At 45.1% G+C, this 26,527-nt stretch carries 17 protein-coding genes; 3 read left to right on the top strand and 14 right to left on the bottom strand.

Features of this window, described 5'->3' with window-relative positions:
* Window positions 1–27 precede the first annotated feature (27 nt).
* From FW758_RS22025 to FW758_RS21960, 14 genes are all read right to left on the bottom strand, one after another.
* Window positions 28–870, bottom strand: coding sequence for a hypothetical protein (locus FW758_RS22025; protein WP_446446522.1), 843 nt, complete (start codon window positions 868–870; stop codon window positions 28–30).
* 703 nt (window positions 871–1,573) lie between these two features.
* Entirely contained in the window at window positions 1,574–2,107 is a 534-nt protein-coding gene (locus FW758_RS22020; RefSeq protein ID WP_105252649.1) for a cell division protein ZapC, read from the bottom strand.
* Between the two features lie 200 nt (window positions 2,108–2,307).
* The gene (gene pyrD, locus FW758_RS22015; RefSeq protein ID WP_446446521.1) at window positions 2,308–3,327 is read right to left on the bottom strand and encodes a quinone-dependent dihydroorotate dehydrogenase; all 1,020 of its coding nucleotides are present in this window, start codon (window positions 3,325–3,327) and stop codon (window positions 2,308–2,310) included.
* A gap of 63 nt (window positions 3,328–3,390) precedes the next feature.
* Complete coding sequence (locus FW758_RS22010) at window positions 3,391–8,235, bottom strand: NAD-glutamate dehydrogenase (protein ID WP_012089376.1); 4,845 nt, start codon at window positions 8,233–8,235, stop codon at window positions 3,391–3,393.
* A 264-nt stretch (window positions 8,236–8,499) separates the two neighbouring features.
* Window positions 8,500–10,815 carry an efflux RND transporter permease subunit gene (locus FW758_RS22005; RefSeq protein WP_446446520.1) on the bottom strand — a complete coding sequence of 772 codons (2,316 nt, stop codon included), beginning with the start codon at window positions 10,813–10,815 and terminating at the stop codon, window positions 8,500–8,502.
* A gap of 32 nt (window positions 10,816–10,847) precedes the next feature.
* On the bottom strand, window positions 10,848–11,864 hold the full coding sequence (locus FW758_RS22000; RefSeq protein WP_006081905.1) for a YCF48-related protein: 1,017 nt from the start codon (window positions 11,862–11,864) through the stop codon (window positions 10,848–10,850).
* Between the two features lie 54 nt (window positions 11,865–11,918).
* Window positions 11,919–13,283, bottom strand: coding sequence for a DUF1329 domain-containing protein (locus FW758_RS21995; protein WP_006081906.1), 1,365 nt, complete (start codon window positions 13,281–13,283; stop codon window positions 11,919–11,921).
* Window positions 13,284–13,296: 13 nt separating this feature from the next.
* A complete protein-coding gene (locus tag FW758_RS21990; protein ID WP_446446519.1) occupies window positions 13,297–15,339 on the bottom strand; it encodes a DUF1302 domain-containing protein in 2,043 nt (680 codons plus the stop codon).
* 338 nt (window positions 15,340–15,677) lie between these two features.
* The gene (locus tag FW758_RS21985; RefSeq protein ID WP_446446518.1) at window positions 15,678–15,893 is read right to left on the bottom strand and encodes a DUF2835 domain-containing protein; all 216 of its coding nucleotides are present in this window, start codon (window positions 15,891–15,893) and stop codon (window positions 15,678–15,680) included.
* Window positions 15,894–15,936: 43 nt separating this feature from the next.
* Window positions 15,937–18,486: an aminopeptidase N gene (gene pepN, locus FW758_RS21980; RefSeq protein WP_446446517.1), complete on the bottom strand. Its 2,550-nt coding sequence runs from the start codon at window positions 18,484–18,486 to the stop codon at window positions 15,937–15,939.
* Between the two features lie 84 nt (window positions 18,487–18,570).
* Window positions 18,571–20,616, bottom strand: a complete 2,046-nt coding sequence (gene prc / locus FW758_RS21975; RefSeq protein ID WP_413495123.1) for a carboxy terminal-processing peptidase — start codon at window positions 20,614–20,616, stop codon at window positions 18,571–18,573.
* Between the two features lie 28 nt (window positions 20,617–20,644).
* Window positions 20,645–21,271 carry an RNA chaperone ProQ gene (gene proQ / locus FW758_RS21970; RefSeq protein ID WP_006086276.1) on the bottom strand — a complete coding sequence of 209 codons (627 nt, stop codon included), beginning with the start codon at window positions 21,269–21,271 and terminating at the stop codon, window positions 20,645–20,647.
* A 281-nt stretch (window positions 21,272–21,552) separates the two neighbouring features.
* Window positions 21,553–22,011, bottom strand: a complete 459-nt coding sequence (locus tag FW758_RS21965; RefSeq protein WP_006081912.1) for a GAF domain-containing protein — start codon at window positions 22,009–22,011, stop codon at window positions 21,553–21,555.
* 17 nt (window positions 22,012–22,028) lie between these two features.
* Window positions 22,029–22,328 (bottom strand): YebG family protein, encoded by a 300-nt coding sequence (locus FW758_RS21960; protein WP_006081913.1) that lies wholly within the window; start codon window positions 22,326–22,328, stop codon window positions 22,029–22,031.
* Window positions 22,329–22,535: 207 nt separating this feature from the next.
* Here FW758_RS21960 and FW758_RS21955 point away from each other — a divergent pair, with 207 nt between their 5' ends.
* From FW758_RS21955 to FW758_RS21945, 3 genes are read left to right on the top strand one after another with little or no spacing between them, the layout of a single operon-like run.
* Window positions 22,536–23,168: a paraquat-inducible protein A gene (locus FW758_RS21955; RefSeq protein WP_312000152.1), complete on the top strand. Its 633-nt coding sequence runs from the start codon at window positions 22,536–22,538 to the stop codon at window positions 23,166–23,168.
* A 1-nt stretch (window position 23,169) separates the two neighbouring features.
* Window positions 23,170–23,787 carry a paraquat-inducible protein A gene (locus FW758_RS21950; protein WP_011846987.1) on the top strand — a complete coding sequence of 206 codons (618 nt, stop codon included), beginning with the start codon at window positions 23,170–23,172 and terminating at the stop codon, window positions 23,785–23,787.
* The gene (locus FW758_RS21945) at window positions 23,774–26,413 is read left to right on the top strand and encodes an MlaD family protein (RefSeq protein WP_446446516.1); all 2,640 of its coding nucleotides are present in this window, start codon (window positions 23,774–23,776) and stop codon (window positions 26,411–26,413) included. The genes FW758_RS21950 and FW758_RS21945 overlap by 14 nt, the downstream gene beginning before the upstream one ends.
* Window positions 26,414–26,527: the final 114 nt, after the last annotated feature.

Here is a 26,527-nt window from a genome sequence, read left to right as displayed (position 1 = left end):
TGTCTCATTAAATGTTATATGGGATTGTTAGGTTTTGGGTTTGTTGTCATACCCAATTTTTCTTAAAACAACATGTATTGTCGATAAGTAGAAGTAAAACATCCAACTAAGCCAGATAGCTGAGTCATAAGATGTTTTTTGCTTGTCATTGTGGTGTCTTACACCAAAGTTGTTGGCAATGTTAAATAGATCTTGCTCATCTTTATTTGATAGCAACTGCTTAACTTTAGGCTTTAAGTACTCAAGTACATCAGCGAGATCTCTTACAGCTTGCCGCCTGTCATCAATAGTTGAACCATGACGCCTAAATTGAGTAGTTGCGACGTTTATTCTATCAACAATGTTATGATCATCAGACGGAACATCAGCTTTGAAGATTTGTTCAAACCCTTTTTCTGGCTTGCTCAAAACTTGCCCACCAGTATCTAATTCATATTTATTCTTATAATGACCTAACACAGTATTAATTTTTTCGATGAATACAGCTTGGCCATCTTTCTTATTGAAAGTTTCCCAGTGCATTCCGCAACCACCATAAGAATGCATTGTTCCATCGATGGGTTTAGATACATGCTGGTAGAGAAATTCGATAACATCTAGAAAGTCATCTTCTGTATAAGATAGGGCATACTGAGAGATTGGCCATAAGTTCTTTTTTCGAATGCTCAAGAGCATTTCAAGTTCAACGTCTTTTACCAAGCCCTCCACATGGTCGTCATCGATACACCAAAAACCAAATGCTTGAGTAAAATAACCCTCAGATTCAAGTTGATTGTAGACACGTAAAAATAAGTCGATCGTGTCCGATAATGGCAACCCATCAAGATTTGGGTTACTACCGTTTCTTTGTGAGTAATACTGATGACTCATTATTTTCCTCGTAAAAACCTAATCTTTGTATAGTGCACATGCGCGTTTACCTCATTAGACCAGTAAAAACACTCATGGTTAACTATCTGTAATAAAAGGAACTTACCAGCTTTTGTTTAGATATGCCATCAGCAAAAATGACATACACGTTTTTCAAACCTATTATCTCAAGCTGTCAAAAAAATAAGTTATCAAAAGTCCTGACACCCATAACTCTTTTGGCTTTTAGCGCTCCACATACAACACTAAAAAATCAAAGTAAATCACCATTAAATGTAATCTCTAATCTTTCAAATCAACAGACTACGCAAATGCAGAAAGGTACGCCATGGTGGTTGGCGAGACGACCGTCCGCCCCATGGATGGGGCGGTCGAGCATCCAAGGACGGACTGGCTGCGAGTCGTCGAGAGAACGCCATGGCAAACCTACTTGGGATGATAAAGAGTGCTTTATACAAAAAGAAAATCCGAATTAAGAGTAGCAAGACTCACGAGTTAACATTCAGTGGCATTTAACAGCAAGGAGTTGAAAATTAATATGGATATAGAAAAAGATTTTCTTGGGAAAAATACTCTCGATAGCACATCTGCGCCATAGGGATTTGAGCAAATAATCAGCTACTGGTGTATATCAAAAACAATAGTAATTGATGCCTAATGGTAGATATTAAAAACCAACAATAACTATTTATATGCAACTACATTATGCCGCAACCACGTGGCGCTGCGCGCGCAGTGGGTGTAAGCGATTATGCATCACTTTAATGGTTTCAAACTGCACCATAGTTTTCGCGCCCGACAAAACACATTCAGGTGACAATAACATCACTAGCGCGGACTGTAGGGTATTTTCAACCACGAGGGCGAGCACTCTTTGCTTTTGGCATTTAAGCTCAAAGACTTTACCCACATCGCTATAAACACAGACATCACTGGTATCAAAAAACCATGATTTAGGCATTTGCGGTGTCAGCATAAAATGGGCTGCAGTGGCATTGAGGGCAATTTGAACAATTGCAGCATCGGACAAAGACAGGGTTTTAGGTAATCTATCGAGTAAGTTCATATAGAATTTGGCGTGCGCAATATTAAATTCCATGCTTGATAAGGCATCTGGAATGAGTAATTTTGCTTTATAAGACGTCAGAAATTCTATCTCGGAACCTAACGATACGCCTAAAACACCATACGAATCGTTATATTTCCATTGCCAATCTTTTTGTGGCATTAATAACATAACGGTGACCCAATATTTGAACACTGGGACATAATAGTAGATATTTTATCCAATATCAAAATAAAAATAATAAAATACAAATTATTTAACAGTTACTTAGTCGAACTAATATAGGATCTTAACAGCGATCTAGGGATCCTTTTAGATCGCTGTTAAAGAATAAGATCTTATTTTAGATCGTTATATTGATCTTAAGATCATTATTTTAAGCGGTATGCATTCACTATTTCTTTAATTAACTTCGGACCTTGATAAATAAAACCCGAATAAATCTGCACCATAACGGCGCCCGCATCAAATTTAGCCAAGGCATCTTCGGCACTATTGATGCCGCCCACACCGATGATCGGGATCTGCCCTTTCAAGCACATAGCTAACTGCTTGATCACTTTAGTTGACAGTTCTGTCAACGGTTTACCGCTTAAGCCGCCGCTTTCATTGGCGTTGGCAAGACCGCTAACACCATCACGCGTTAAGGTGGTGTTGGTCGCAATTGCGCCATCAAATTTGTTTTTAATCAAAGCTTGCGCGATATTTTCAATTTCTTCGATGGTTAAATCTGGGGCAATTTTAAGCGCGATGGGCACGTATTTTTTATGCTTTTCGGCCAGCTCAAGTTGCTTAGTTTTAATTGCGCTTAATAATTCATCTAATAGATCGCCATATTGTAGCGATCGCAATCCTGGGGTATTGGGTGATGAAATATTCACCGCAATATAAGCCGCATGGAGATAAACTTTATCCATACAGATCAAATAATCGTCTTTACCTTGTTCTACTGGGGTGTCTTTATTTTTACCAATATTGACGCCAACCATAATGTCGGTCTTTTTAGCGATCAAATTTTTGACCAGATTATCGACACCTTTATTATTAAACCCCATGCGATTAATAATGCCTTTGGCAGGCTTTAATCTAAATAGACGGGGTAAATCATTACCAGGTTGTGGCCTTGGGGTCACAGTGCCCACTTCAACATGACCAAATCCCATCGCATGAAAGGCATCAATCGATTCGCCGTCCTTGTCCATACCCGCAGCGAGTCCCACTGGGTTAGGAAAAGTCAGTCCCATAATGCTCACGGGAGCCGGTGCAATCGTTTGTCCGTATAGACACGTTAACGGGCTATTGGCGGTCATTTTTAGACTGCCTATAGCAAGATGGTGAGCTCGCTCAGGATCCATCTGAAACATGACTTTCTGTGCGATTTTATAAAACATGTACTTTCCTCGACCTAAAAAAAGCCCCGGCGATCGCCAGGGCTTCTGATTGTTATAATAAGTTTACTTTTGGCCTTCGCAGTGAAGGATCAGAAGGTTAAGTTCACGTAGGGCGACGGAGAACTTAGCAAACTCATGGCTTTGCGACGTTTTGAAGTCAGCTAGCATGTGGAACCATCTTTCCAATAAGCCTTGATTGATCTCAATCCACTGAGAAATCACGCTTTCGGCATCACAGGTTGCACTGCAGGTTCTTAGTACCACTGAACTTAATGCACGTTGTTGCCAATCCAACTCTTCCCTAAAGGCGGCACGAGCCAGTGCTTGCCAATGGTTAGCCACAGGTTGAGCGCTGATCTGTTCTAAGAACCAGTGCAGCTCAACGCGGGCGCCGAGTTTGAAGTAAGTTTCAGCCACTAGCGCAACTGACTTATCTTCTGTTTGGGCAATTTGGGCAATGTCTAGGGCAGAGAACAAGGTGCTCATGTTAGCCACAACGGTTGCCACAGCTTGTGGTACGTTTTCTTTGACCAAGGCATTGATCTCAGATTGGATACCCTTAGCTTCTTCTTCGACCAGATATAAATGAACATTGTCTTTAATTTGTTCAAATACGGGTTTGAAGAAGGCAACAGTCTGTTCGATGCTACCAGTGCGGTTACGGTGACGGAGGAACCAGCGGCTAGCACGACGCATATTGCGGCGTAACTGATGCAGCATTTCACCTTGAACCACAGCAGGAACTATGCCGTTTAAGTCAGTGATCGATTTAGTTAATTCAGCTAAACCAAATACTTCGCGGGCCATAGTGTAGCAAATTGCCGCGTCAGCAACTGAGGCACCTGTCTCATCTTGCATACGTTGAACAAAATTCAAGCCCATGTCGTTAACGAGTTCATTGGCGAGTGAGGTCGCAATGATTTCGCCACGCAGTGGATGGGTTGCCATTTTGTCGCTGTATTTTTCCTGAAGTTTTTTCGGGAAATAGGCGATAAGCAATTGGCTTAACAACGTATCTTCAGTGATTTCTGGGGTCACTAATTGCTCTTTCAGCACCATCTTCGCATAGGCAACCAGTACTGATAGCTCAGGACGTGTTAACGCACGACCACTGGCTAAACGCTCAGCCAATTCGTCGTCAGACGGTAAGAACTCTAAGGCTCTGTCTAACTTGCCTTCTTTTTCCAGATACTGGATAAAGCGGATCTGCTCTTTTAACTGCTCAGCACCACGCACTTGAGTCACAGAGATAGTACGGGTTTGATCTTTACAGTCTTGCAGTACGATGTGGCCGACTTCTTCAGTCATTTCTTCCAGTAAACGGTTACGTTGTTTCAACGTCAGTTCACCTTCAGTTACCATAGCGTTCAGCAAAATCTTGATGTTCACTTCGTTATCTGAACAGTCCACACCACCAACGTTATCCACGAAGTCAGTGTTGATACGGCCGCCGTTAGACGCATATTCGATACGACCTAACTGAGTACAACCTAAGTTACCGCCCTCGCCGACTATCTTAGCGCGCAGTTCGCCACCGTTGACACGCAATGCATCGTTGGCGCGATCGCCGACTTCAGCGTGGGTTTCGCGTGCAGATTTCACATAGGTACCGATACCGCCGTTCCAGATCAAATCAACTGGCATTTTCAGCAGTTCTTTCATCAGCTCAGTTGGGGTCATAGAGGTTTTCTCTGTGGCCAACATTTGCTTAATTTCTGCCGATAATGGAATGGATTTAGATGAACGTAGGAAAATACCGCCACCTTTAGAAATCAACTTGCTGTTGTAATCTTCCCAGCTTGAACGTGGCAGAGCGAATAAACGCGCCCGTTCATCATAACTTAATGCCGTATCCGGATTTGGATCGATAAAGATATGCATGTGGTTAAAGGCTGCAACCAGTTTCGTGTGCTTAGACAACAACATACCGTTACCGAATACGTCGCCCGCCATGTCACCTATACCTAAACAGGTAAAGTCTGTGGTTTGGCAATCAATACCGACTTCGCGGAAATGACGCTTAACAGATTCCCAGCCGCCTTTGGCCGTGATACCCATTTTCTTATGGTCATAACCGTTACTGCCACCTGATGCGAATGCATCACCGAGCCAGAAGTTGTATTCAAGAGAAATCGAGTTCGCGATATCAGAGAATGTCGCTGTGCCTTTATCGGCTGCTACCACTAAATACGGGTCATCTTCATCGTGACGAACCACATCCAATGGATGGACGATTTCACCGTTCAAAATGTTATCGGTAATATCGAGCAAAGCACGGATAAAGATGCGGTAGCATTCTTGACCTTCGGTGAAGAAGGCTTCACGGCCGCCTTCGGTTGGCAATTGTTTACAAACAAAGCCACCTTTAGCACCCACAGGCACGATCACAGTGTTTTTCACTTGCTGTGCTTTTACCAGACCTAATACTTCGGTACGGAAGTCTTCACGACGATCTGACCAACGCAGACCACCACGGGCCACTTTACCGTAACGTAAATGCACACCTTCAACCCGTGGCGAATAAACGAAGATCTCGAATTTCGGCAGTGGGCGTGGCATCTCAGGGATCAGTGAAGGCATGAATTTAAACGAGATATAACTCTTAGATTCGCCTTTAGCATCCTGTTGGTAGAAGTTGGTACGCAGAGTGGCGTTAATCAAGTCTAAATAACGACGAATAATACGGTCATCATCTAAGCTAGACACTTCGTCTAAACGTAAATTGATCTGTTCCATAAACTTGCCCAGAGTACGGGTTTTCAGTTTAGGGTTAAATTTACGGATGAACATCTTCACCAACAAATCAGCGATTTGTGGGTAACGACCGAAGGTTTCTTCGATATAAGACTGACTGAACGTCGCATCGATTTGACGCATGTATTTGGCATACGCGCGCAGTACCGAGACTTCACGGCCCGTTAAGCCTGACGCCAGAATAATGCGGTTGAAACCGTCATCTTCTAACTTCTTTTGCCACACTTGTGACAGTGCAGTTTGGAATCTGTCTTGGCTATCAGCGATGTTGTCTGTGTTGACGACTTTAACTGTCATCAAGAAGTCTAAGATCCAGAAGGTAGAACCGTCTGAGGTCGTGACTTCATAGGGGCGCTCGTTGATCACGCGCAGACCAAAGTTTTCCAGCATTGGCAGCACATCAGAAAGATGAATTGGCTCATCTTTATGGAATAGCTTTAAACGCACTTTATTGTCGTTCAGCGCAGCTTCCTGCGGTTGATAGAACAACATGCCGAGCTTGTGTTCGTCATCCAGTGCTTCGAGCTGTTGCATGTCAACGACGGCAGAGCTTGGCAATACATCTTCTTTATAGCTTTGCTCAAACGCATTGAAATAACGCTTTGTCAGATGAGTGCCGGCTTCTTCACCGAGTGCACTGTTAAGCGCAGTGCTTAACTTATCTTCCCACGAACGAGCCGCTTCTATTAAGTTGTTCTCTATGGCAGCCACATCTACATCCATATTATTGTTATCAACTTTGACTATGTAGTGAGTGCGGGCTAGCGTCGACTCGGAGAAATAAGTCGTAAACTCTACATCTTCTTTGCTGTTAAAATGCTGGGCCAGAATACGTTGAGTATCTTGGCGGAGTTTAGTGTTGTAACGATCCTTAGAAACGTACACTAAACAGGATAAGAAACGGCCAAAGCCATCTTTGCGCACAAAGAGTTTCAGCTTGTCTCTGTCTTGCATTTCTAACACGCCATGGGCCATGTGCGATAAATCATCAACATTGGCTTGAATTAGCTCGTCACGAGGTAAATTCTCAAGAATGTTTAGCAGGGCTTTATAGTCGTGTGAACGTGGGGTTAAGCCTGAACGATCTAACACACGCTGGACTTTTTCGTTCAGCAGTGGGATTTCACGTGGGCTGCGGTTATACAGGTTTGACGCATATAAACCGATAAATCTATCTTCACCAACCACATTGCCTTTCTTATCGAAACGCTTGATGCCGATATAATCGACATAAGCTGGGCGATGTACGCGGCTCTTGGCACTGCTCTTAGTGAGGATCAACAAGCTGTGATCTAAGGCTTCTTTGCGGGCGCTATCGGAGAAGCTAGATAGCAACAAACCTTGCTCAGGTTGCGCTTTAGTGTGCTTGTTCATCAAACCTAAACTAGAGGCGATATTAGGCACTAACTCAACATCACCTTCGACACGATTCAAATCGTATTGGCGGTAACCTAACAGCGTAAAGTGATGATTATTCAAGTAAGTCAGGAAGTTAATGGCTTCTTCTAACTCTTGCTTATCGCCAGGGAACGGACGTTTTGGCAATTCCTTGATCATCTCCCCCAACTTGGCAGACATGGCTTCCCAGTCATTGACTGATGAAGCAACATCGGCAAGCACAGACTGAATTTCGCGCTCTAATGCTTTGATATCGACAGTGCTGCTTTGGCGGTCAATTTCAATCAAGAATACGGCGACATGTTCAGTACTTTCTGGGCTCTGATTAAGATAAGTGACATTAGTCACACCGCTATCTGAACGCTCAATGGCCAGCGGAGTGTGTAACATCATGTGAGCAGTAATACCCATACGATTCAATGCCATACCAACTGAATCTACCAAGAATGGCATGTCAGGTTGGATAACTTCAATGATCGAGTGGGTAGATTGCCAGCCGTGTTTGGCCTGGCTAGGGTTGAACACTCGTAGGTGAGTGTTACCTTTTGGCGTTTTGTTCAGGGCGTTCCATAAACTGAGAACCGCACCGTATAAATCACTGTCATTACGCGCATTGAGATCGTCTTTCGACATGTGGGCATAAAGGCAGGTGGCGAACTGTTCAACTTGCTTGGCTTGTGAATTAGGGACTTTAGCGTGAATTAAACTGACTACATTTTCAAGTAGTACTGAAGGCATTGCATCTTTCAAGGCCATGTTGCTGTTTCCTTAAGCGTCTATGGCAGCGCTTTTTTCATTATTTGGATGCTTCGGCTTAACGATCTCAGATAAATTAATGTGATCTGGATCATCGCGCGAAGTTTATTACTAAAACCGCTGTATTTCGAGGAAAATTTTAGTGGTACATCCTCTTGAAATCCAGTATTCGCGTAAACAATGAATGACAAATGACCAAACAATCGATAAAGCAGACTAAGTATTCAAAAACAAATGGGGAGCTAAGCTCCCCATTCGTAGACCCTACTTAGGTTGGCGCCAGAAAACGGCGGCCAATGCAGGAAGGATAATTATGGCACCGAGCATATTTACCACAAACATGAATGTTAACAATATTCCCATGTCCATTTGGAATTTAAGTGCCGAGAAGAACCAAGTACTGACACCAATCGCCAATGTGAGGCCAGTAAAGATCACCGCACTGCCCCGTTCGACCAACGCCTCATAGTATGCCTGTTGCACTGGCATACCGTTCGAGAGCTTAGACGACATGGTCGAGAGGATATAAATACCGTAATCCACACCGATACCGACACCCAGCGCAATAACAGGTAAGGTACTGACTGCTAAGCCAATATCCAGTTGCGTCATCAAGGCTTGCGCCAATGTCGACACTACATACAGCGGGATAATTACCGCCACAGTCGCTTTTAAGGATTTAAAGCTGATTAAACAGAGTACAAACACGGCACCATAGACGTATAACATCATAGGTAATTGCGCTTCAGCTACCGCTTCGTTGGTCGCAGCCATCACGCCTACAGGACCCGATGCCAGTTTAAACTGCGGCTTGTCGTTATCCATCTTCGCAGCGACGGCTTTCACCTTAGCGACCACAGTTTCTATGGTTTCTGCCTTGTGATCTTTCATAAACAGATACACAGGCATGACAGAACAATCGCCATTTAACAAACCAGAGGTCGTCGGAATTTGGCCAATGGCCTGCACTAAACTCGCGGTCGTGCGCGGCAGCACTTCCCACCTTGGATTACCTTCGTTAAAGCCTGCGTTCACTTTTTTAGCAACTGATGCCAGACTCACAGTCGACTCGACCCCAGGCGTATTACGCACTAACCATTCAAACTCATCAATTTGAGTCAGCACATCGTGGTAAGTACAGGCTTCTGGTGCTGCCTCAACAATCACAGTCATCACGTCGGTAGTGATGGAGAAATGATCTGTGATGAAGAAGGTATCGAGGTTATAGCGCGAATCTTGGTGTAACGCTGGCGCCCCGCCCTGTAAATCACCAATCTTCATCTGATTGGCTTGTTGCAGACCGGCAAAATACAACACCACAGTGGCAATAATCACCACTACAGCGTATTTAGGCGTCGCAAAACGTGCTAAGAAACGCCAAATCGCTTCAGTGCGGACTTCTTCAGCCGTCGGCTCTGCGTTTTTATTGACTTTGATTTCAGTAAAAGAAATCACCAAAGGCAACAGGATAAGGTTAGTGAAAATGATCACGCCCACACCGAGTGATGCCGAAATCGCGAGCTCGCGAATAATCCCGATATCAATCGATAACAGGGTAATAAAACCAACAGTATCAGACAGTAATGCGACGCCACCTGGCACTAATAAACTGCGAAATGCCGAAGCCGCCGCCGCTTTGGTGGTTTGTCCGTCCATAACGCGGCGCCTTACCGCGTTGATCATTTGCACCCCGTGGCTGACCCCGATGGCGAATACCAAAAACGGCACCAGAATTGACATGGGATCAAGACCAAAACCTATCACAGTCAATAAACCGAGCTGCCAGACCACAGCGGTTAAACTGCAGACTAGGGGTAAAACGGTCAGAATGATCGATTTAGAGAAGAGGTAAACCATGACGGCGGTGATCAAAATCGCGATCACAAAGAACAGCAATACGCCCTTAGCACCATCGGCCACATCCCCCGCCATTTTGGCGAAACCTATGATGTGAATTTTAACCTTGTCAGTTTCAAACTTGCCCCTGAGTTCTTTTTCGAGCTGCGCCGCAAAAGCAATGGTATCTAAGGGTTTGCCGGTTTGTGGATCAAAATCCATTAACTGCGCCGACACCATGGCCGCGCTGTAATCATTGGCAATTAATCGACCGACAATGCCCGCTTTTTCAATATTATCGCGCACGGTTTCGAGCCCAGATACTGAGGTCGAAAAATCCGCAGGAATAACGGGCCCGCCAGCAAAACCATCTTCAACGACTTCTGTAAACCGAGTGGAAGGCGAAAAAATCGATTTCACCTGCGCGCGATCAACCCCAGGTATAAAAAACAGCTGATCGTGCACGTTTTTTAAGGTATCAAAATAGTTCGCATTAAAAATATTGCCGCTGGTGTCTTCCACCGCCACCATGATGCTGTTGGCGCCACCAAAATCTTTTTGGTGTTTCAGGTAGGTCTGCATATAACTGTGATGCAGTGGAATGTTTTTGATGAAGGCAGCATCCATTTTGAGTTGACTGGCTTGAAAGCCTAAAAACAACGTCAAAAACACAAAAATGCCGACGACCCACGCACGATTGCGGAATAAAAATGACTCAAATCCGTTGACCAGTTTTTCTAACATCTTCTCGGCCCTGTTATTGTAGTTTTAAAATTTTATGGCTTAAGAATAAACAGCCCTTGGCTGCCGGATAACCACATATTCCCTTGATTATCCTTCGCAATAGAGACTAAGTTTTCCCCTTGGCGACGAGTGACAATACTGCTGGTATCATCCCCATTCAGCTTAATCACTATCCCTGCATTTCCCACGAGATAAACCGCATCGTCCGATACTGACATCGCCCCATTGATTGAAGATTGCACTGGAAGTTCGATTTCATTCCACTGGCTTAAACTCACGTCAGCTTTGAATATATGACCGCGAAGGCCCATCACATACACGGCATCTCTCGTTTCAATGGCATTAAACATAGAGCCATCGTAATCAAAACTGGTACGCGCAAACGTTTGGCCTTGATCGCTTGAAACGGCCACTAGGCCTAACTCGCCGACCAGTAATAAACGTCCGTCAGTCAAGGTTAAAATACGATTAAAGTGCGGCAATAATGAAGCGCGTGCGCTCACATAGGCTGATTGATCGCTGCCTTTCAACTCCGCTAAATAGGACACATCTTCTTCGGCTAATAGCTCTTCATGGAACTCGTCGCTCCAATGGGCGCCACCATCATTAGTGCGATAAAACAAGCCGTAAGCCCCAATGGCGAACCCCTTGTTTTCATCTAAAAAGACCACATCAAGGAATGGCTTTTCAATCTCGGGCGAATGCATCTGCTGCTGCCAAGTTTGGCCACCATCCTGAGTATGTAAAATGGTCGCATCATGGCCCACGGCCCAGCCGAGTTTGTCATTAAGGAAAAACACTTTGGTCAACTGCGAGCTCACGGGCGTCGCCACTTGATGCCAACTGCCGTCATACACCAGGACATGACCGCGTTCACCCACAGCCACTAAGCCTTTGCCCACGTTGGCAATATCTAAAATCAAGGATGAAGCCGCAAGCGGTTGAATTTGAGAAAAAATCGGATCAGAGGGCGTTGCAGATAACGTAGAAGGGAAAAAAGCGCCACCGAAACTTAATGCAGCAACACACTGAAGGATGCGAAACGACATACAAACTTCCTTAAACTAATGAGGGGCGCAGAGCGCCCCTTTATTTGTGGCGTATTAACGGATACCTTCGCGACGCAACGCATCGGGGGTAAAGTTAGCTTCAGTCAGTTTGGCATCGAAGTTATACATACCACTTTGGTTGTCTAAACCCATGGCGAGATAACGACGGGATTGCAAATCATGGAAGACTTCCAGCGTGTCCCATTGAGTTGGCACTTCGTAGTAGTTCAAGCCATGTGCAACAGCCACACGATACAGCTGATCACGGTTATCGTAGAGATCGGCTATCGACACTTGCCATGAATCTTCGTCAAGGTACATATCGCGCACTTTGTAAATGTGGCGCATACCGTCTTTCAACGTCGCCTTCACTTGCCATACGCGGTGTTTTTCCCAACGAACATACTCAGGATTAACATGCCCAGGTTTTAAGATTTGGTCATATTTCAGCTTGTCTGAGTGCAGTTTGTAATCGTTGTACGGGATGTAAATTTCTTTCTTGCCAACCAGTTCCCAGTTGTAACGCACTGGAGAGCCGTTAAACATGTCGAAATCATCCGTCGTACGCAGACCGTCAGACACTGTACCCGGTGTATCGAAAGCGACGTTTGGCGCTTTACGAACACGACGTTGTCCTGTGTTATAGGTCCAAGCTTGGCGTGGCAACGCCTCTTGATCCATGGTCTCTTTTACCAATAACGCAGTACCCGCTAAACGGGCTGGCTGAGTCACCACTTGCTTAAAGTAGAACAGCGTATTGCTGGCTTTAAGCAGATCTAAGGTCATTTCTGGACGAGAATATTCGAAGCGAATTTCCTCTGAGGTTTCCACTAAGCTATAGCTACCATCGGCCGTTGGTGCAGCTTGGCTACGGGAAGTCTCAATATCAACCCCGCGGAAACGCAAAATGTGGTTCCAAATCGCTTCTAAACCATTTGCTGGGATCGGGAATGGAATACCAATAGCAGCGCCAGAAATACCATTGCCCTGTGCAATCAATTCTGCACGTGTCGCGTTAGCTTTGGTTGCATCATAGACAAACTGCGGCACAGATGCGCTACGGCGAGTCTTATATACATTCATCTTGTAAGTATCAGGATAAAGTTCGAACAACTTCATCTGACCCGGCGTTAAAAAGTCTTTATATTGCGCTTTGTTAGCATTGGTAATGGTGAATTCAATCTTATCCTCAGGGAAAGGATCTGGGTGATGCATCCCTTTGGTATAACCCGCCACAGGCTTAGTGATACCACCATCCCAAGCAGGAATAGAACCGTCAGCATTACCCGCCTTTTCAGCACCTAAAGGGGTGAGCTCATTGCCAAGTTTAGCCGCGTCAGCCTCTGATACCTTAGCCATAGCGACTGGCGCTACGAGTGCGAACATCACTGCACTCGCCAATATCGTCAGTTTCTTCATTGTTTGAGTCCTTTTAGATCGAATACTTGATATTGAATGAAACATAATCACGATCTGCCATCGCATTCGTCGTACCGACACCGCCAAAGAAATTGTTATAGGAGATATCTGCACCCCAACGGTTTTGATAGTCGAAGTTAACGCCTAGCGCGACAGACTTGCGTCCTTCCGTGAACAGGAACATAGGATCCGGAGTAATACCGTCAACGTCATGGGAGAAAATGACCCGTGGCGACATATTGACCCCAGCAAAGACGTTGTTGAAATCTGCTTTTGCCACTAAACGGTAGCCCCAAGCAAAGTCAGTTGGGAACGGGTTAGTTTCAGGGCCATTATGCAAGGCTTGAATGATGCCAGGCATATCTGGATTGCCGCCAGAACGTGACGTACCGGGACCATTGAGACGTAGCTCATCGAAACCTGGCATATCGTGGATCCACACACCACCCACTTCGGCCAACATAGTTAAGTTATCTAAACCTAAGGTTGGGCCAAATAGATGGGTGAAAGTCATCTGCGCCTGTGTGGTATCCACGCGAATAAAGCCATCCACGGTTTCACCCGGTTGAACGTCTTTAATCTGTGAAATACCATCAAGATCGGGACGAAGCCCCGCATTGGCTAACTGCTGTGGCATACCGGCGAACAGCAATTCAACGTCATCAATCTGCAGTGGCTCATCTTGACGATGGGCAATCTCACCCGCGACAGACGTATCACCAATCAAAGTGTTGAAGCTGAAACCGTAGAGTTTAATATCCTCTGGATAGACGATTTGCGCCTTAGAGAAGCTCTTCAGACTAAGCAGCAGTTCACGGTTGATGTTGCCCGAGTTTTGGCCTACCGTCGCCAAATCAGATAACAATGCACCTGTGCTAAAGTCGGCAGCAGTACCACTGATAAGTGGACGACGGCTATGGTAATTCATGAAATAGAAACCAAATTCGGTTTCACCTAGTTCAGGCGCGTAATAACCCAGCTTGATACCGTATTGGCCATCATTGCTTGGTTCTTCTTCATCCTGCACTAGCGTCACTTTCGTTGGATAGGCTAAAGCCATAGAAACCAATTGCTGTGTCGGAATAGATTGGCCGCTGGCGATCATGCCCGCTAAACGCTCATATTCTTGCATCACAAAATCTAAGTTGATGTCAGGGTTAGCGTTAAACCCAAGCTGAGCGTTTTGAGCATAACCACCAAAACCGGCAAAATCGTTAGTCGCAAAAATGGAGCCCGGAGTTGGAACCCAAATAGGTTGCCAATCATATTGATAAAATGCTTCAACCGTTAACGAATCTGTCAGGCCAAGGGATGCCCACACCATACCTTGCGGTCTGAACGCTTCTTTTAACTCAGCACCAGGTGCGTTGAGAATGTTCAAATCCACGGCGTTGATTTCACTGATCCCATGGGCAATCAGCGTACTTTCACCCCATGACACCACTTGATTACCAACACGAATAGATAATGGATTTGCACCATCATTCAAATCGAAGTTGGCATAGACAAACGCATCTAATAAACGGATATCTTTACATTGTACTTCTGAAGCGCGGCTATCTTCGCAAGGGTCAAATTCTTTACCCGTGATCGGATCGTTGTAGTCATAATTGCCATCGTTCAGTTTACGATCATAAAAATACATACCGCGGGCGAACAAACCGTAGTTTTTGTATTTCAACGATAATTCATGCAAACCTTTGACGATCTCAGACGTAGTATCGCCTTGAGAATAAAGTAAGTTACTTAAGTCATTGTTGCTGGAATACGACCCGGGCTGGGCCCAAATCTCAGCTGAAGTATATTTTGTATTACCAAATGCGCTGTAATTAGACCAATCGAATTGGGGTTGATTCACCTTACCAATTTGACCTTCCCAATCGCGCGCCCCAACACGCCAGCTCGCACCAGCAGTCCAAGTTGAGTCGAATGTGCCCTCAACCTCTCCCCAATCAAAAGATATTGCATTAACGCTTGGGATCATTAACAAACTCAATGCCGACGCCACCCCCAAAGCAAGCGCCGATTTGTTAAAACTATTTTTAACAATTTTCATTTTAGCTCTCCGTACCCTGCTGGATTCTTTGTTTTAGGAATTACAACCAACATCTTGTTAGCTCACAGGTAACATCATTGTTACAGCAATTAATCCCCTTGGGCAAGGCGCAGTTAGAGAAAATTTTCTAAAGAATTAGGCATGTAGACACATTTGTGCCAGCAGTTGAAAAGGTGGGATTTAAATTAGAGAAAAGCGGGATAGAAATGAAGCGGGAAAAGATATCAAAAAATCATATAATTCATTAACATATTTAAAAACTAAATATCACAAACCGAGCTTGATGATCAGTCGACCGTTTAAAGTAATTACTCTAAGCGCAAATAAACAAATTCAGGTTAGACTCGATTTAATGAAACAAATTGTCCCTTCTCATCTAAAACCAATTTGAAATAGCCTTGAATGCCATTTACGGTTAAAAAACGTCTGAAATGACGGCCATTAATCCACAAAATACGTCCTTGCGTTTCGCGGACCTCAATTTTATCAGCAAGCCCTTGATAGTAAGGTAAGAAATCTCGATAGCTGATCGTTAGTTTGAAATACAATTCCATAATATCAGGGCGGCATCGATTGCCGCCCTCCTCCTACAAACCGCTATTTTGCCAATGCCTTAGAGACTTTTTCGTACATATCCTTAGATAAGTCAGGTAAAGCCAAAAGTTGCCCTAAACAGGCTTTTATTAAGGTTTGACGGCCTAAGTCGAATTTATGGAACTGGATCAATGGCGTCACCATGCGTGCCGCAACCTGCGGATTGAGCTTATTAAGGGTAATTAAGCATTCGGTTAAGAAAGCATAACCCTTACCGTCTTGACGGTGGAATTGGTAAATATTACCCGCCGCAAAACTGCCCACTAACGCGCGCACTCGGTTTGGATTACTCATACTAAAACACTTGTGCTGCTGTAATTGACGCAGACGTTCAATCACATCTTGCGCATTACGAGTCGCTTGCAACATAAACCATTTATCCATTACCAATGGCGTGTCCTGCCAACGCAGCTCAAATGCGGTCATCAGCTCATCGCGACAAGGCAAATCGCCCACATTCGCCGCAGTCAGTGCGCCGAGGGAATCTGTCATATTGCTGGCTATATCAAACTGAGAAATGACTAACGCTTCTGCCTCATCCGACACCCGTGCTAACCAAGTTAAACACTGATTTTTAAGCGCTCTTGCCTGCGTGATATCGACTGATACCAAAGAGCGATAGAGCGCGATCAATTCATCTTCAGAGTGTGAAGCAAGCTCTGTTAACACAAATTCACGGGCTAAGGCTAACGCATCGAGATCAACGCTGTCAGTTTGCTCAATCAAAGCAGATGCCGTAGGTATGGCTAAGATTTCGGCAATCAATGCTGGGTCAAGTTCAGTGTCTAACAACACGCCTTTAAAACTATCGCGCACGCGGGGATCGAGTGTCATGGCTTGTTGCTGCTGTAAACTCGCAACATTCTGCCAAATCGCTTGGCTCACTAAGGTCACTGAGGCTTCCCATCGCGCCACTTCGCTGCTGGCAAAACGCATCAAGTGAACCAGTTGATCCACATTGAATCGATATTGCAATTTAACGGGCGCGGAGAAGTTTTGTAGTAACGAAGCCACCGGTTTATGACTTAATCCCTCAAAACTAAACACTTGTTCAGCCTGAGTAAAGTCAAGAACTTCATTCACTAAAGAGTGGCCCTTGGCATCTAAGAGTTCGATGCTGAACGGGATATGCAAGGGGGATGCACAGTTCGCTAAACTTTGTTTAAGGGTTAATTGGTAAATGCCCGTTAGCGCATCGAAACTGTCCATCGCAGTCACAATCGGCGTGCCCGCTTGGCTATACCATAAACGGAATTGGGTTAAATCCACGCCACTGGCATCTTCCATTGCCGCCACAAAATCATCGCAGGTGACCGCTTGGCCATCGTGGCGATTAAAATACAGTTTCATCCCCGCTTGAAACTTTTCTTCGCCGAGCAAAGTGTGCATCATGCGGATCACTTCAGCGCCCTTGTTATACACAGTGACTGTATAGAAATTATTCATCTCAATCACAGATTCTGGACGAATGGGATGGGACATTGGGCCAGAATCTTCGGCAAATTGCTGATTCTTGATCACTTTGATTGCGTGAATTCGATTCACAGCGCGTGAGCCTAAATCGGAGCTGAATTCTTGATCGCGAAAAACCGTTAAGCCTTCTTTTAAACTTAGCTGGAACCAATCACGGCACGTCACGCGGTTTCCGGTCCAATTATGGAAATACTCATGGCCTACCACCGATTCAATACCGTGATAATCCTCGTCGGTAGCCGTTAACGTATCTGCAAGCACATATTTAGTGTTGAAGATATTTAAGCCTTTGTTTTCCATCGCTCCCATATTGAAAAAGTCGACGGCAACTATCATGTAAATATCTAAATCGTACTCGAGGTCAAAACGACTCTCATCCCATGCCATGGATTTTTTCAGCGATGCCATCGCATGGTGTGCTTTATGTAAATTACCTTTATCGACGAACACTTGCAGGATCACTTTACGGCGACTGCGGGTAATGAACTCATCTTGCAACAGATCAAAATCGCCAGCGACTAAGGCAAACAAGTAAGCCGGTTTTGGAAACGGATCTTGCCAGCAAACATAATGGCGACCGCCCTCCAATTCGCCTTGATCAATCAAATTACCGTTACTCAGTAAAAACGGGAATGCGGCTCTATCGGCTTCGATGCGCACAGTATATTTGGCTAATACATCGGGACGGTCGAGGAAATAAGTGATCCGTCTAAAGCCCTCAGCCTCACATTGCGTGCAGTAGGCACCATCGGACATATACAGGCCTTCAAGGCTCGAATTGGCCTCGGGATCGAGCTTAGTGACGATGTTCAGCTCAAACTCATCAAGCGCCGTTTCTAAGACTAATTGACCCGCGCTAACATGGTAAGGCACTGCCTCGCCGTCAACCGTCAACGAGATCACAGTTAAGTCTTCACCATCCAACACTAGGGCTTGGGTATGCTTAGAAGCGCGTTTTACCCGACTTATCGCCTGCACCTGAGTCGCATTGCCCGCCAGATTAAAAGCTAAGTCAATCGTGTCTATCGTGAAGAGTGGCGCTTGATAATCTTTTAAGTATTTTGCTTGAGCTTGTGTCATTTCGATCCCTTTAACGCTGATCTAAATAAGAAAAAACGCGCCATAAGCGCGTTTTGATATTGGATAAATCGACTCGACTAGCGCCTACTTAGCACTAGTTTTAGCCAGCTTTTGCGCATCAGCCATATCTAAAGTGATATAAGCCGTTTCATCTAAAAATGCGTCTGGCAATTCGGCTTCGTCCTTAATGTCTTCCATTGATTTAACCGGTGCTAAACCATTGGCGACTCGGCGCTCGTTCGTTCTATCGAGGACTTTCTTCTCATCGGCTTCGCGGGAGGCAATGCGCTCACTTTCAACCAGAGAAACTGTCTTCTCTTTGTGGTGCTTTTTAAAGTCGGCAATATCTTGATTGATATAAGCAAACTCTACACTGCTTTTGATGCGGTTAAGGTGCTTGGCCTCAAGGCTAGTCACTAACTCAGGCGTCACATCATTGAGCGTGCCATATTGTGCCATTGGCACTTTATCCCAAGGCAAGGCATTTTTCTCTTCAGCTTCACCGTACTCACCTGGCTCTAACGCACTTGGGTAAGCAATGTTTGGTGTCACACCTTTAAGCTGAGTGCTGCCGCCATTGATCCGATAGAACTTTTGAATCGTGTATTGCACATGACCAATTGGCTTTTCATACATGTCGTAGATACGGCCTAAGCTCTTATGCTGCTGCACTGTACCTTTACCAAAGCTAGATTCACCGACAATTAGCGCGCGGTCATAATCTTGTAGCGCAGCAGCAAAAATCTCAGAGGCTGAAGCACTGTAACGGTCAACCATCACAGTCAACGGGCCCGCATAACTGGTTTTGCCATCGTTATCACGGTGCGCAGACACACGGCCATCGGCATCACGAATTTGCACCACAGGGCCCATATCGATAAAGAGTCCCGTCAGCAACACGGCTTCTGTTAATGCACCACCACCGTTACCCCTAAGGTCGATGACTATGCCTTCAACTTTGGCTTCGTTTAACTTCACTAGCTCTTTTTCAACGTCCTGTGACAGATTCATGTAGAAACCAGGAATATGGATCACACCGACTTTGCGATTAGCGTACTCGCCGTCTTTAGGTTCAATCACCTTAGAGGTTGCCGCTCTGTCCTCAAGACGAATTTTATCGCGTACTAAGGTAACGTCGAATGGCTTAGCATTCGAACCGCCTTTCTTCGGTAAAATTTGCAGTACGACTTTACTGCCCTTAGGCCCTTTGATCAGATCAACCACGTCATCTAAACGCCAGCCGATCACATCAACAATTTCACCGCCTTCTTGACCGACGCCGACAATCTTGTCTTCCGGCGACAGTTTTTCGCTGCCAGCCGCAGGGCCACCAGCAATTAAGCTTTTAATAACAGTGTAATCGTCTTCAAGTTGCAGTTGAGCACCAATCCCTTCAAGGCTTAAATTCATTTCCATTTGGAAACGTTCAGCATTGCGTGGTGACAGGTAACTCGTATGCGGCTCAATGCTGCGTGAGAAGGCATTCATCACGCCTTGGAACACGTCTTCACTGTTGGTTTGAGTCAAACGTTTGATGGCGTTGTTGTAACGCTTTTGCAGGATCTCAACAATCTCAGGCCATTTTTTACCTGTGAGTTTCAGATTTAGCGCATCGTATTTAACACGTTGACGCCATAACTCATTGATCTCGGCTTGATCTTTTGGCCATGCCGCATCGTCACGGTCATACTCATAGGCATCGCCAGGGGCGGAGAAATCCATCTCTTTGTCCAGAAGGGATAAAGCATAGACAAAGCCTTCATAACGACGCTTTTGGACGATATCAAACATTTTATAGGCAGGCTCAAGTTCACCAGAACTGAGCATGTCATCGAATTGGGTAGCATAAGGTTTAAAGCTATCGACATCCGCTTGGGTTAACACATTGCGGCGATAGTCTAACTGCTGCAGGTAACGGTCAAAAATTTGCGTAGAAAAGGCATCATCAAGATTAAATCTATGATAGTGCGAACGAGTGTATAAGTCCGTTACCCTTTTGCTCGCGACCTTATGTTGCGCTTCCTGCTTGAGAGTGGGTAACTCGCTGATTTGAATCGTGGGTGGTACGGCCCAAGCCGAGAATCCGACAAAAACAGTGGCGATCGAGGTAGCCAAAGTGAGTTTTCGCATCAACAAGTTACTCCGTTTTAAAAAATGATTACAGCAGGATATGTTCTGCTCTAACTTTAATCGTTAGGCCACTATCAAGCTGAACATGAATATCTTCCTTGTTAATATCAGTAATCACACCGGCTACGGGTGTCATACCTAACTTAACATTGACGCGTTGTTTTTTCGTTAAATCAGTCAATTGTGCTTGGACATAATTTACGACTGGCGCTGCTTTAGGCGCAGGCTTAGCAGGACGCTCAGTTTTAGCACGTTGAGGAACAGCCACCTTTTTAGGTGCTTTCTTCGCCGCAGGCTTAGGTGCGAGTGCTGCACGTTTCGCTTTCGCTTTATCCTGACTCTCTTTCAACATGGCTTGAGCATGGTCAATGTGCTCTTGCTCTAACTCGCCGCAAGGTTCGCCATCCAGATTAACGCGTTGTGCGCCCGCTTTAACGCACTTCAAATAGCGCCAGCTGCTGGTGTAACGTCTTAAGGCAACTCTGAGCTGAGTTTTACTGACTTTAGAATCATCAGCCAACCTTTCAGCCAAATCTTGAAACAATCCGATTTTTAATGGCTTAGTTTCACCTTCAGCAATAAAGCACAAAGGAAATGTTTCATACAAATACGCCAAAATTGCATTGGTGTCGGTCAACTTTTCTGTTGATTCCATCATTACTTCCACAGTCAAAAAGGGACATCGATTCGAGGTGATATATATCAACTTCTTACGTGTCGTTTATCTTCGTTAAACTCAATATTGAGTCAACGTACAAATTAGCATCCTAGCCGCGTTTACTAAAGTTAAAAAAATATACCTTAACAAATTTTTACAGCTCAAAACACTAAGCTTATTCATTGCATGCCAATCAAACCAGCTTAATGCGTGCAGGCGCATATTATAAGGCGCACGCCACCGATTGCGACTATGAATTATGCGTTATTGTACGCAAATTAATCAAATAGGCAGTTTTCAAAACTTTTAACCAGTAATTCCAGCCCCTTTTGGTCTTCTTCGTCGAAACGATCGAAGATTGGGCTGTCAATATCGAGCACGGCAACCACGTTACCTTGAGCACAAACTGGCACAACGATTTCAGAATTACTGGCAGAATCACAGGCAATATGGCCATCAAATTGATGAACATCGGCCACTCGCTGGGTTTGATTGGTGAATGCCGCCGTACCACACACGCCTTTTCCTAACGGAATACGTGTACAAGCCACTTTACCTTGAAATGGGCCTAATACGAGTTGTTCGCCACGCATAACGTAGAATCCCACCCAGTTCAGCTCAGTTAAATTATCATTGAGTAAGGCTGAAAAATTCGCCATTGCCGCAACAAGGTCGTCTTCCCCTTCCAACAAGGCCAAGGCTTGACGGTTAAGTGACTCATAAAATTTCGATTTCATTACATTTCCTAACAATTTTATTCTGCTGCTTCGGTCTTTTTAGCCGCTTTTTTCGCAGCAGGTGGATTCGTTGGCGTACTATTAACCTGAACGACACCTTTAAGCAAGTTCGTCAGCTCATCTTTATTGTTAGCAAAATAGAATGCGAGCTTTTCGCCCACGCTTTCATCTATACCTAAATCAGCTTTTTGAATGAAGGGGATAAGGTTATCGGCGATATCGAGCATCTTATCGTAGGCATCAGCCTCCTTCTTAGATGTGAATGTCATCTTTTCAACCCCTTCTCTGACCACGACAAACTGTGTTATTACTGCCATGACTGCCCTCGCACTGTTTTTATATACAGTAACTAGAGTGACATAGATTGAACTTGTGATGCAAGTGTTCTGATTAATCTGATATTATTAGCGTACTTTCGTTGCCAAGATTATAAAGCGCTAGACTGTGCAGAACGGCTGATTAGCACTACACTTTGCACCGATCTCGCTGTTATTACTCCTATTTAGGCTAATATATATTTTTATATGCATGAAAACGCAGCAGAAAATTCAGTAATCCTTTGCCGTTCCTGCGATTTAGCAGTCCGCAAACGTGCCTTGCCAAGCGGTGTCAGAGCCCTTTGTCCCCGTTGCAGCACTGCACTTTATGACACTCCTTACTGCTCTGTAAATGGCATGCTCGCCCTATGTATCTCGGCACTAGTATTTTATTTTCCTGCCAATTTTTTACCCGTACTCGAAATTCACTTTTTCGGCAGCATTCGCACCACCACGGTTTTTCAGGGCGCATTTGCGGTATTTGACCAAGGTTATTGGGTCGTTGGTTTAGCCGTGCTTGCCGCCGCTGTGATTGGCCCAGGCTTATTACTGTTATCGATACTGACGCAGATTTTGATTGTGAAATGGGGACTGAGTCATCTTTTTTGGCGTAACTCATTAAAGCAATTATTGAAGTTTCATGGCGTATTGTCGCAGCTCACTATGCTAGAAATTTATGTGATCAGCTTTTTGGTTTCATCGTTCCAGCTTTCTGATTTTTCGGATATTTATTTTGGTATGGGCACATTTTGCTTCACTATGTTGTTTCTCGTGACTTTGTTTCTGCAACGAGAGTACGACTTAGAGCACATGTGGACGTTATTGGAAGGTCATCGCTGATATGAAGCAACAAGGTAAAGATATCGGCCTGTGTCTGTGTAAGGTCTGCCGCCAGCTCAATAGTAGTGACCTCACCCACTGCCAACGCTGTGAAGCTGAGTTGCAGGTCAGGGACTATTCTAGCCTGCAAAAAAGTTGGGCTTTGTTGATTACCGCAGCCATCTTGCTGGTGCCAGCGAATATTTACCCTATCACTATGCTGACCAACCAAGGGCAAGTGCGGCACGACACGATTTTTTCGGGCATTTTGCATCTAGTGCATTCAGATATGTTGCCCATTGCCGTGATAGTTTTTACCGCCAGTATTTTAGTGCCATGGATTAAAATCATCGGCTTATCCATTTATCTGTGTGCGATCAGCTTTGATATTCCGATTTCAAAAAAGAAATTGATGGTGGGTTTTCACATCATCGAATGGATTGGTCGTTGGTCAATGCTCGATTTATTTGTCATCTCAATCACAGTGGCATTAGTGAATATGGGACAACTACTCGACGCTAAACCCGCGCCTGCAGCGACCGCATTTGCCTTGGTTATTCTGTTAACTCAGTTAGCCGCAAAAGTGTTAGACACTCGTTTACTCTGGGATCGATTGGAACCTCAAGATGACACAAATTGAATCGCCGAAAGTTGTAAAGAAAAAACTCTTTTCGCCCATTTGGCTGCTGCCTATTGTCGCGTTGGCATTGGGTGCGTGGCTGGGCATTAAGAGTATTAAAGAATCGGGCGTTGAAATTCAAATTCACTTTCCGAGCGCAACTGGGATTGACGTAGGTAAAACCTTAGTCAAATACCAAGGCTTGACTGTCGGTAAAGTCAAAGACATAGGAATAGATGAAGATCTCAAGGGCGTAAACGTTAAAGTCATGATGGACTACCGTGCTAAGCCTTTCTTAAATAAGGAGACCCTCTTCTGGCTTGTTACCCCTAAGGCCAGCATCACAGGCGTTGAAGGCTTAGATGCACTGTTCTCAGGTAACTACATTGCGATTCAACCGGGCAAAGGTAATGCATCAACTTTCTTCGAGGCTGAGCGCCAACCGCCGCCGATGCAAATCGGCTCAGAAGGTGTGATGGTCGAACTGACCTCAGACAAACTCGGTTCGTTGGATGTTGGCTCGCCAATATTTTTCCGCCAAATTCCCGTGGGCAGTGTGGTCAGCTACCGTTTAGATGGCAATCAAAGAGTCATCATCAGCGCTTTTATTCAAGAGCAATACGCGCGATTAGTGAAGAAAAACTCTCACTTTTGGAATGTCTCCGGCGTAAAAATTGATGCATCACTGACTGGGGTTAAAGTCAGCTCTGAGAGTTTGGCATCCATTCTGGCTGGCGGCGTGAGTTTCAGCTCTGACGATAAAGCGGATATTGCCAAAAACGGTGACATTTTTTCGCTTTATGATTCAGAAACCACAGCCCTTGGCGGCATAGAAATAAACCTGACCATGGCTGATGCTAACGGTGTCGACAAAGGCACTCGCATTGTTTATCGCGGCATCAATATCGGCAGCATTTTAAGCAAACAACTCACCGCCAATGGCGTAATAGCTGTGGCGAAGTTTGAACCTCAATACGGTTCACTGTTAACTAACGACGGGGTGTTTTGGCTTGAAGGTGCCGATATTTCCCTTTCAGGCATAAAAAATCCAGAGCGTTTACTAACGGGCAGCGTGATCAACTTCCTGCCGGGCATTAATACAAAAACGGCGATGCCAAGCAGTTTTGCCTTACAAGCCAAAGCGCCTGATTTACTGCAATCGAAGAAGCGTTTCTTGACCTTAACCTCAGCCGAAAACATGGGCATTTCAGCGGGCGCCGAAGTTCGCTTCAAGCAAATCCCCATTGGCTCAGTGCTTGCGGTTAAGTTAACCAAAGATTTATCAGCGGTGGAATACCAACTCGAGTTACAACCTGAGTTTGCTGGCCTAATTCGCAGCGACAGCTATTTTGTCCCTGAGTCGGCATTAACAGTAAAAGCATCACTAGAGGGCGTGTCAGTCAAAGCAAGGGATTTTACGACGCTCACTCAAGGTGCGGTTAGCTTGATCCAAGGCCACAGTGATACACCACTCGCCGCCAACAGCGCCCTCACCTTGTTTAGCTCAGTGGATGCCGCGACAGCCTTTTATGATCGTCAGCAACAAGTTCATCTAACCTTAATCAGTCAAGATGGCGCCGATGTCAGCCAAGGCTCACCGATTTACTATAAAAAGATGCAAATTGGCACAGTTGACTCAGTGAATTGGCAAAGTAAGACCGAAGACTTTGCTATCAAGCTCGCTATCGACAAACAATTCCAGCCCTTGCTGAAAAAGCCGAATGTGTTCTGGCGTAACAGCGCCGTGGATATTAGCGCCAGTCTTGCGGGCATTGATGTTGCGGTCGCACCGCTTCAAGGAGCATTAAAGGGCAGCATCAGTCTGGGATTGCTTGATAGCAATGACAAAGCCAGCAATGCAGCTAACTTAAAACTCTATGAGAGCAAGCAGTTGGCATTAACGCAGGCGCAGGCGATTCGCCTCACCCTACCCGCCTCAAGCAAACTGGCGGCCAAGGCAGCGATTCGTTATCAAGGTCATCAAGTGGGTGAAGTGTCGCAGGTGAAGCTCAATGCCGATCTCAATACACTCACTGCAACGGCCTATCTCTACGGCGAATACGCCGAACATTTCAGCCGCAGCGACTGTGAATATCATCTAGTGGATGCGCAAATTTCTCTGGCGGGAATTAAAGCGCCAGAAACCTTGATCACTGGCCCTTATATCGGTGTACTGCCGGGTACAAGCAGTCAAAAAGCGACCCAGTTTGTTGCCAACCTCGCTGCCAGCAGTTATGCCAACGTTGACGAAGATGCGCTTAAATTCGTCTTAGAAGATAACAACTTAGGCTCGATGAAAGTCGGCACACCTATCTTCTTCCGTGGTATCAAAGTCGGTCAAATCGATGGTTATCACCTGTCGACACAGGGCAATAGCGTGCTGATGCAAGCCCATATTGAGCCGCAGTACAGTCACTTAGTAAATCAAAGCAGTCAGTTCTGGGATGCTTCTGGAATTAAAGTCGATGTTGGCCTCTTTTCAGGTGCGCAAATCGAAGCGGGCTCGCTGGAAACCTTACTCGCTGGCGGTATTAATGTCGCGACTAAGGACACGACTCAAGAGGTTAATCGTTTAGCAGCAGGAACAGTATTAAGATTGCAACACAAAGCCGAAAACGAATGGCAGGAATGGGCCCCTGCCCAGTAATTCTTTTCATCAAAAGACTTACACCAACGCACTAATATTAAAGCTCTTAAAAGTCAATCAGGCGCATTATGCGCCTGATTTATTGTTAGCTTCCCTTGCAATTCTATTGAGACA

This window comes from Shewanella sp. 1180_01, from assembly GCF_052850535.1.
This window is presented reverse-complemented; position numbering and strand designations above follow the sequence as displayed.

Coding starts and splice junctions, on each gene's coding strand:
- FW758_RS22025 (WP_446446522.1), bottom strand. CDS start 870: ATGAGTCATCAGTATTACTCACAAAGAAACGGTAGTAACCCAAATCTT.
- FW758_RS22020 (WP_105252649.1), bottom strand. CDS start 2,107: ATGTTATTAATGCCACAAAAAGATTGGCAATGGAAATATAACGATTCG.
- pyrD (WP_446446521.1), bottom strand. CDS start 3,327: ATGTTTTATAAAATCGCACAGAAAGTCATGTTTCAGATGGATCCTGAG.
- FW758_RS22010 (WP_012089376.1), bottom strand. CDS start 8,235: ATGGCCTTGAAAGATGCAATGCCTTCAGTACTACTTGAAAATGTAGTC.
- FW758_RS22005 (WP_446446520.1), bottom strand. CDS start 10,815: ATGTTAGAAAAACTGGTCAACGGATTTGAGTCATTTTTATTCCGCAAT.
- FW758_RS22000 (WP_006081905.1), bottom strand. CDS start 11,864: ATGTCGTTTCGCATCCTTCAGTGTGTTGCTGCATTAAGTTTCGGTGGC.
- FW758_RS21995 (WP_006081906.1), bottom strand. CDS start 13,283: ATGAAGAAACTGACGATATTGGCGAGTGCAGTGATGTTCGCACTCGTA.
- FW758_RS21990 (WP_446446519.1), bottom strand. CDS start 15,339: ATGAAAATTGTTAAAAATAGTTTTAACAAATCGGCGCTTGCTTTGGGG.
- FW758_RS21985 (WP_446446518.1), bottom strand. CDS start 15,893: ATGGAATTGTATTTCAAACTAACGATCAGCTATCGAGATTTCTTACCT.
- pepN (WP_446446517.1), bottom strand. CDS start 18,486: ATGACACAAGCTCAAGCAAAATACTTAAAAGATTATCAAGCGCCACTC.
- prc (WP_413495123.1), bottom strand. CDS start 20,616: ATGCGAAAACTCACTTTGGCTACCTCGATCGCCACTGTTTTTGTCGGA.
- proQ (WP_006086276.1), bottom strand. CDS start 21,271: ATGGAATCAACAGAAAAGTTGACCGACACCAATGCAATTTTGGCGTAT.
- FW758_RS21965 (WP_006081912.1), bottom strand. CDS start 22,011: ATGAAATCGAAATTTTATGAGTCACTTAACCGTCAAGCCTTGGCCTTG.
- FW758_RS21960 (WP_006081913.1), bottom strand. CDS start 22,328: ATGGCAGTAATAACACAGTTTGTCGTGGTCAGAGAAGGGGTTGAAAAG.
- FW758_RS21955 (WP_312000152.1), top strand. CDS start 22,536: ATGCATGAAAACGCAGCAGAAAATTCAGTAATCCTTTGCCGTTCCTGC.
- FW758_RS21950 (WP_011846987.1), top strand. CDS start 23,170: ATGAAGCAACAAGGTAAAGATATCGGCCTGTGTCTGTGTAAGGTCTGC.
- FW758_RS21945 (WP_446446516.1), top strand. CDS start 23,774: ATGACACAAATTGAATCGCCGAAAGTTGTAAAGAAAAAACTCTTTTCG.